A 6576-nucleotide genomic window follows, 5' to 3' on the forward strand; every position below is an offset into this window, starting at 1 on the left:
GCATAATTTCGTTTGCAGTGATCAAAGATATCAATGAGTCAGGCGTCTGGGAGGCCCGCCAGAACCTTGTCGAGCGTTGCCGGATAATCGCGCACCCGCACGCCGCAGGCATTGTATATGGCATTGGTGATGGCCGCTCCGACACCCGCAAGCGCGAGTTCGCCCAATCCCTTGCCGGCGAGAAGGCTCGCCGCGGTGTCGCGCTCCTCGAGGAAGACGACCTCGAGCTGGGGCACGTCGGCATTCACCGGCACATGGTATTCGGCAAGGTCGTGATTGACGAGAAGGCCTGTGCGGGGATCGATCACCAGCTCTTCTTCAAGCGCTGAGCCGATTCCCCAGATCTGGCCGCCATAGCATTGCGACGTGGCCGTCTTCTCGTTGAGGATGCGCCCGGCGGCAGCGACGGTCAGAAGCCTCCGGACCCGCGTTTCGCCCGTCACGGCGTTAACGGCAACCTCGCAGAAATGCGCGCCATAACTTGCCTGATTGGTGGTTTCTGCGGTCTTGCCCGGCTCGATCGTGCCGCGACCGGTGAGCGTTTCGCCGCCCAGAATCTCGCCTAAAGGGATTTGCCGGTTGCCCGCGATCGCCTGGCCGTCCTTCAGGGTGAGGTCCGAGGGATCGACGTCGAGGCGCTTTGCGAGCTCCCTCACCAGGTCTTCGCAGGCAAGGTACACCGACGAACCGGCGCTGTTTGCCCCCCAGGAGCCGCCGGAGCCCGAAGACGGCGGCAGCGCCGTATCGCCCAGAAGCACGGTCACGTGCCCGGGAGGAAGCCCCAGCATCTCGGCGGTGATCTGCTGCAGGATCGTGTAGGAACCGGTGCCGATATCGGTCATCGCCGTTCTCACGGTGGCGCGGCCGTCGGGGGCGAGCTCCACCTCGGCTGAGGATTTCATCAGCTGATGGCTGCGCGAAGCCGCAGCCATGCCGGAACCGATCCACCATTCGCCCTCACGCCGACTTGCGGGTTTTTCGGGACGGTTCTGCCAGCCGAAGCGACTTGCACCTTCTTCGTAGCATTGCAGGAGTTTTCGCGAGGAAAAGGGGAGGTCGTCCTGCGGTGCAACCTCCGGTTCGTTCAGCTTGCGAAACTCGATCGGATCGAGGTCGAGCCGGATGGCAAGCTCGTCCATGGCGCTCTCGAGCGACAGCATGCCGACGGCTTCGCCCGGCGCGCGCACCGAGGCCGTCATCAAGACATCGGTCTCAGCGAGCCGATGCGTGATTTTTCGGTTCTCGCCCGCATAGAGAAACACCGTTGAAATCGCGACCGGTTCGAAAAACGAATTGCCGGTCGAGTTGACGACGAAGTTCTCGTGCGCGAGCGCGGTGATGCGGCCTTCCTTCGTCGTGCCGATGCGCACGCGCTGGATTGTTTCGGAACGACGGGAGGTCGTCTGGAAGACGTGCTGGCGGCTGAGCGCGACCTTCACCGGCTTGCCCGCCGCCTTCGCGCCGAGTGCCGCCAGAACGGCGTCCGGCCCAATGCCGAGCTTGGAACCGAAGCCACCGCCGACATAAGGGCTCAGAAGGCGGACGTTCTCGACTGGCACGCCGACACCGTTGGCGATCTGAATGACATTCGTCTCCAGAAGCTGGCAGGACGACCAGACGGTCAGATTGTCGCCGTCCCATTTGGCGACGCTCGCATGCGGCTCCATCGCGGCGGCGCTGTGGCTCGGCGTCGTATAGGTTTCGTCGAACTGAACCTCGGCTTCCGCAAAGACGGCCTCGAACTCCCCGCGGAGATTGTCGGGCTGCATGGCGCCTGGCCCCGGATTGACCGCCTCGTCGAGCTGGTCGCGCAGGCTGTAGCGGCCCTGGCCGGGTTCGTAGAGGGTCTCGACGAGCGTGGCCGCATGCCGAGCCGCCTCGAAGGTTTCGGCAACGACGAGCGCCAGCGGCTGACCGTAATGGAAGACCTCGCCGTCGATCGTCTGCGCGGCCGGTGCCATCGGCAGGGCGGAGGCGCGCAGTACGTCATCTCCCGAGATGACGGTCAGAACGCCTGGTGCCGCCTCCGCTTTGGATGTGTCGACGGACCGGATTTTCGCTCGCCCGATGCCCGCCGTCACCATGAAGCCGTAGGCGACGTCCTCACCGGCGAGATGCTCGTAAGCGTATGGCGCGCGGCCCGAGACTTTGAGGGCACCCTCGTAGCGGTTGAGCGGCTTGCCGAGAACGCCCTGCGTGCCGCGATCGAGGCGCGTTTCGCCGACCGCCTCGTCCATCGCATAGGTGTTTGCGTCGGTGGTCATTGCGCGGCCTCCTTCGTCGCCTCGGAGAGAACGGCGATCAATGTCCGTCGGCCGAGGGGGATCTTGAAATCGTTATGGCCGTGGCCTGCCGCCTCCTTGAGGAGCAGATCCGCGGCCTCTTCAAACAGCGCCTCTGATGGCTCCTGGCCGATGAGAGCTTCCTCGACGGCCCTGTCCCGCCATGGCTTGTGGGCGAGCCCGCCGAAGGCCAGACGGGCCGAGGCGATCTTGCCGTTCTCCACGGCGACGATGGCGGCGACCGAGACGAGCGCAAATGCATAGGAGGCGCGGTCGCGCACCTTGCGATAGATGTGCCGGCCTTTCGGTGGCGGCGGCAGCACGACGGAGGTGATGAGCTCGCCCGGCTGCAGATTGCTTTCCACCTCCGGCGTCTGACCGGGAAGACGGTGAAAATTCTTCAGCGCGATCGTCCGGCTTCCGCCGTCCGGAAGCCGGGTCTCGACGCTCGCGTCGAGCGCCAGCATGGCGACCGCCATGTCGGAAGGATGCGTCGCGATGCATTGATCGCTCGTGCCGAGGATCGCATGGATGCGGTTGAAGCCGTCGAGTGCGGCGCAGCCCGAGCCCGGATTGCGTTTGTTGCAGGGCGCGGACGTCTCGTAGAAATAGTAGCAGCGCGTGCGCTGCAGGAGATTGCCGCCGGTCGTCGCTTTGTTGCGCAATTGCCCCGAGGCGCCGGCCAGCAGCGCCCTCGACAAGACGGGATAATCGCGCCGAACGGTCTGATCGGCGGCGAGATCGGCGTTCGTCACCATGGCGCCGATCCTGAGGCCGCCATCCTCTGTTGGCGAGATTTCGCCGAGCGGCAGCCGCGAGACGTCGACAAGCGCTTTCGGTGTCTCGACCTCGAGCTTCATGAGATCGAGCAGGTTGGTGCCGCCGGCGATGAAGCGGCCCGCCTGTTCCTCGGCGAGACGGCCGGCCTCCTCAAGGTCGCCAGCGCGCGAATAGGCAAATTCCCTCATGTCCGCTCCTCGCTTTCGCCCTTGTCGGCACGTTCGTCGCGGGCGGCGCGGATCGCATGGACGATGTTGGGATAGGCCGAGCAGCGGCAGATATTGCCACTCATGCGCTCGGAGATTTCTTCGTCGGAGAGCTCCGTTCCGCCGTCCAGGCTTTCGCTCACATGGCTCGGCCAGCCGGCGCGGAACTCGTCGAGCATGCCAAGCGCGGAGACGATCTGGCCGGGCGTGCAGTACCCGCATTGGAACCCGTCATGGTCGAGAAAGCTCGCCTGCATCGGGTGCAAGGCTTCGGGCGTGCCGAGGCCTTCGATGGTGGTGACGGCATCGCCTTCATGCATGATGGCAAGCGTCAGGCAGGAATTGATGCGGCGGCCGTTGACGAGGACAGTGCAGGCGCCGCACTGGCCGTGGTCGCAGCCTTTCTTGGTGCCGGTGAGCGCGAGATGATCGCGCAACGCATCGAGGAGCGAGGTGCGCGGATCAAGATCGAGCTCGTGAACGGTATCGTTGACGGTGAGGGTGATCACAGATCGTCCTTTCTTACAGACGGCGCCCTGTCTCGCTGTGCGGCGGACAGGGCCGGGACGAGGAATGGGCGCGCCAGCCAAGCCCGGCCGGCGGGTGGAGGCTCGCCCATTGCGGGCCATTCCCGCGTCGGGTCTCTCTCATGAACACATGAAGGGGAAAGGCGTTGCTTCCGGCCGCCGTGCCAGGATCTGTTTTCGTGAGCCGGCGAAGCGCGTCCGCCTTGCTGCCCGCCTCAGAGAGGATCGGTCAATTGCGCGTCATCGAGCGCGGAGGCGCGCAGCCGCGCCGCGTCTCGGGCGGGAGGGGCCCCGAAAAAGCGGGCATATTCGCGGGAGAATTGAGACGGACTCACATAGCCGACCGCGAAACTCACGCTGCCCGCATCGGCATTTTGCGTGAGCAGCAGGTGGCGGGCCCGCTGCAGTCGAAGCTGCTTCTGGTATTGCAGCGGGCTCATGGCGGTCACCGCCTTGAAATGGCGATGAAAGGACGAGGCGCTCATGCCGGCGATATCTGCCGCATCCTCGATCTTGAGCGGATGATCGAAGCGCTGTTTGATCCACGCAATGGCGCGGCTGATCTGACTGAGGCGGCTGTCGGACAGAGCAATCTGGCGGAGCGTGCCGCCCTGAGGTCCGCGCATCAGCCGGTAGACGATTTCCCGTTCGATGAGCGGTGCGAGGATGCGGATGTCACGGGGTCGGTCCAAGAGGCGGACAAACCTCACAATCGGATCCAGCAGCTCAGGAGTCAGAAGGCTGACTGAGAGACCCGGAGCGAGCGTTGTTTCGGCTTCTCCATCGCCCATTTCCAGAAGCATGGCGGCGAGGAGCTTCGGGTCGAGACGCACCGCGAGGGCGAGATACGGCTCCTCGCGGCTCGCTTTGTAGATCTCCCCGACGACAGGGAGATCCACCGAGACGACGAGGTAGTTGCCTTCGCCATATTCGAAAAGCTTGTCGCCGAGCATGGCGCGCTTGGCACCGCCCGCGATCACGCAAAGAAGCGGCTCGTAAATCGAGGCCGTCGGCAGCGTCATCCCATCTGAGCGCACGAGCGTGAGGCCCGGCACAGGCGTCTGGCACCGGTGGCCGTCACAATGGCGGCGGATCAGTGCGCTGAGAGCATCGAGGCCCGCAAGGGATTCCGGCATGGGCGTTGTCCGCGAGATTGCAGGGCAGAGATAAATGTTTGAGTGCGAGGTTGCCACAAGGAAAGCCCGCGGCTGAGAGGATCAGGCAAAAAGGTGGCAGCATCCGCGTGGCAGCCAGACGGCAGACACGCCATTTCGGTCACGATCCGCCAAGCCGCCGTTCTGACGCCCGGCCCAAAAATCCGGGCACCATCCGCCGGTCGGCAGCCCTTCGAGTGCCGTGTTGCATTCGCGACGCCGGTCGGCCCGAGGTTTCGGCCTCGGCGGATCCTGCATTTGCGGCCTTGCCTCGTGCGAACGGGTCAAGGCCGACCCACGCGAAAGGACGAATCCATGCGTTACAATCCGCTCGGCCAGACCGGCCTTCTTGTCTCGGAACTGTGCTTCGGTACCATGACTTTCGGCGGCAACGAGGGGCTGTGGGGAAAGATCGGCAATCTTGGACAGCAGGATGCCGATGCACTTCTCAGCCGCGCCCTCGATGCCGGCGTCAATTTCATTGACACGGCCAATGTTTATGCCGAAGGCCGCTCGGAGACGATCACCGGGCAGGCGCTCAAGAATCTCGGCGTTGCGCGCGACGAGGTCGTCGTGGCGACCAAGTTTCTGGGCCGTGTCGGTGAAGGACCGAACGCCACCGGCGCCTCGCGCTATCACATTCTCGACCAGGCGAAGAAGAGCCTCACCCGTCTGCAGCTCGACCACATCGATCTCTACCAGATCCACGGATTCGACCCGCTGACGCCGATCGAGGAGACGCTGGAAGCCCTCGATACGCTCGTGCGCCACGGTCATGTCCGCTACGTCGGGGTTTCGAACTGGGCGGCCTGGCAGATCGCCAAGGCTCTCGGGATTTCAGAACGCAAGAACCTCGCACCGTTCCGCTCGCTGCAGGCCTATTACACCATCGCTGGCCGCGATCTGGAGCGCGAGATCGTGCCGCTGCTCACCTCGGAGAAGGTCGGGCTGATGGTGTGGAGCCCGCTCGCTGGCGGTTTCCTCTCTGGGAAATACAGCCGGGACGACGAAAAATCGGGCGACGGACGGCGTGCGACCTTCGATTTTCCGCCGGTCGACAAGGACCGTGGCTATGCCGTTATCGACGAGATGCGCAAGGTTGCCGAGGCGCATTCGGCTTCCGTGGCGCAAATCGCGCTCGCCTGGCTCCTGCATCAGAAGGTGGTGACGAGCGTCATCATCGGCGCCAAGCGCATGGACCAGCTGGACGACAATCTCGCCGCCGTGGAGGTTCGTCTCTCCGACGACGAGCTCAAGACGCTCGATCAGGTGAGCCGTCTTGCCCCCGAATACCCGGGATGGATGTTGGAACGTCAGTCGAGCTACCGGCAGGGCGAGTTCTGAGCCGTTTCGGTTGCGAGTCTGGGGGCGGCTTCGGCCGCCCTCAGACTGCTGACAAAGCCCTGGCGTGAGCCGGGGCTTTTTGATTCAGTGGGCCATGTTGAAGAGCCCGGCCCCTGAGCAGACTGCGATCGAGATGGTGACACTCGATCAATTGGTTCCCAAGGATCACCTGCTTCGCAAGATCGACGCGGTGATCGACTTCTCGTTCATCCATGACCGGGTTGCGGGGCTCTACTGTCCGGATAATGGCCGCCCGGCGCTCGATCCGACCTTGATGTTCAAG

General features: G+C 64.1%; 6 protein-coding genes. 2 read left to right on the forward strand and 4 right to left on the reverse strand.

The window, feature by feature from the left end:
• Positions 1 to 38: 38 nt before the first annotated feature.
• From BLP76_RS09770 to BLP76_RS09785, 4 genes are all read right to left on the reverse strand, one after another.
• Positions 39 to 2264 (reverse strand): xanthine dehydrogenase family protein molybdopterin-binding subunit, encoded by a 2226-nt coding sequence (locus tag BLP76_RS09770; RefSeq protein WP_092812043.1) that lies wholly within the window; start codon positions 2262 to 2264, stop codon positions 39 to 41.
• A complete protein-coding gene (locus BLP76_RS09775) occupies positions 2261 to 3250 on the reverse strand; it encodes an FAD binding domain-containing protein (protein WP_092812045.1) in 990 nt (329 codons plus the stop codon). Before BLP76_RS09775 ends, BLP76_RS09770 begins: the two co-directional genes overlap by 4 nt.
• Positions 3247 to 3897 (reverse strand): 2Fe-2S iron-sulfur cluster-binding protein, encoded by a 651-nt coding sequence (locus tag BLP76_RS09780; RefSeq protein ID WP_092812047.1) that lies wholly within the window; start codon positions 3895 to 3897, stop codon positions 3247 to 3249. The genes BLP76_RS09775 and BLP76_RS09780 overlap by 4 nt, the downstream gene beginning before the upstream one ends.
• A 113-nt stretch (positions 3898 to 4010) precedes the next feature.
• On the reverse strand, positions 4011 to 4931 hold the full coding sequence (locus tag BLP76_RS09785; protein WP_092812049.1) for an AraC family transcriptional regulator: 921 nt from the start codon (positions 4929 to 4931) through the stop codon (positions 4011 to 4013).
• 333 nt (positions 4932 to 5264) lie between these two features.
• On the opposite strand from BLP76_RS09785, the gene BLP76_RS09795 reads away from it, so the two are divergent.
• Complete coding sequence (locus BLP76_RS09795) at positions 5265 to 6293, forward strand: aldo/keto reductase (protein ID WP_092812053.1); 1029 nt, start codon at positions 5265 to 5267, stop codon at positions 6291 to 6293.
• 94 nt (positions 6294 to 6387) lie between these two features.
• A partial coding sequence (locus BLP76_RS09800; RefSeq protein ID WP_483069164.1) for a transposase occupies positions 6388 to 6576 on the forward strand: 189 nt, incomplete at its 3' end.

The organism is Afifella marina DSM 2698 (assembly GCF_900102695.1).
In the GTDB taxonomy this organism is placed as follows: Bacteria; Pseudomonadota; Alphaproteobacteria; order Rhizobiales; family Afifellaceae; genus Afifella; species Afifella marina.

What these genes read in the sequence shown, in the direction of transcription:
- BLP76_RS09770 (WP_092812043.1), bottom strand. Translation starts at nt 2,264, where the DNA reads ATGACCACCGACGCAAACACCTATGCGATGGACGAGGCGGTCGGCGAA.
- BLP76_RS09775 (WP_092812045.1), bottom strand. Translation starts at nt 3,250, where the DNA reads ATGAGGGAATTTGCCTATTCGCGCGCTGGCGACCTTGAGGAGGCCGGC.
- BLP76_RS09780 (WP_092812047.1), bottom strand. Translation starts at nt 3,897, where the DNA reads ATGGCCCGCAATGGGCGAGCCTCCACCCGCCGGCCGGGCTTGGCTGGC.
- BLP76_RS09785 (WP_092812049.1), bottom strand. Translation starts at nt 4,931, where the DNA reads ATGCCGGAATCCCTTGCGGGCCTCGATGCTCTCAGCGCACTGATCCGC.
- BLP76_RS09795 (WP_092812053.1), top strand. Translation starts at nt 5,265, where the DNA reads ATGCGTTACAATCCGCTCGGCCAGACCGGCCTTCTTGTCTCGGAACTG.